Source organism: Pelagicoccus mobilis (genome assembly GCF_016595505.1).
Taxonomy (GTDB): Bacteria; Verrucomicrobiota; Verrucomicrobiia; order Opitutales; family Opitutaceae; genus Pelagicoccus; species Pelagicoccus mobilis.
The window spans coordinates 1-586 of record NZ_JAENIL010000152.1; the positions used below are offsets into that span (position 1 = coordinate 1).

A 586-nucleotide genomic window follows, 5' to 3' on the forward strand; every position below is an offset into this window, starting at 1 on the left:
ACGCCGAGTACAGGCGGCGAGCGCTTGCGCTCGTTGCCTGCTACGACTGGTTCGGATATTTTAGTTAGTAGGCTTTGAGCATGCCTTTCGGTTTTTCATACCCGTAGGTTTGCGTCTTCGTTCTCAAGTCGATTAATGACTGACCAGATGGATTCATAAGAACTGTGAATCCGTTCGCCATCAAAAACAGAGGAATCAGTACATGAGTGGGGAAAAGCCAAAACATGGATACTCCCATTTCTTTGATGTCTAGCGGTGGAAAGAAATAGAAAGCCGACATGATCGACAAATACACGAGGTAGACTGAATTACGTATCCATCTTTTCTTTGCACCGATAGGTTCCATCTTTAAGTCGAGTGTTCTCAATCTAAGAATACGTTTACCGGGTGACTCGGGAAAAATCGTAAAGATGAGGACGTACGCTAGTCCAAGAAGCATCGGTAATTTTTGTTTTACGTCTTCGTTGATTTCCAAGACGTTCGTAACCGAAATCAAGAAGCCACCAATCACAAAGTTGATCACAAACGCCGCCACTCGTTTGTGGTATGATGATGGTTTAAGCTGGTTCATTTATTTCTTCCGAAC

The 586-nt window shown here is 43.9% G+C and carries 1 protein-coding gene; it reads right to left on the reverse strand.

Going from position 1 to position 586, the window contains the following annotated elements; all coding sequences use genetic code 11:
- Positions 1-64: 64 nt before the first annotated feature.
- Positions 65-571: an RDD family protein gene (locus tag JIN87_RS28010; RefSeq protein WP_200360062.1), complete on the reverse strand. Its 507-nt coding sequence runs from the start codon at positions 569-571 to the stop codon at positions 65-67.
- Positions 572-586: the final 15 nt, after the last annotated feature.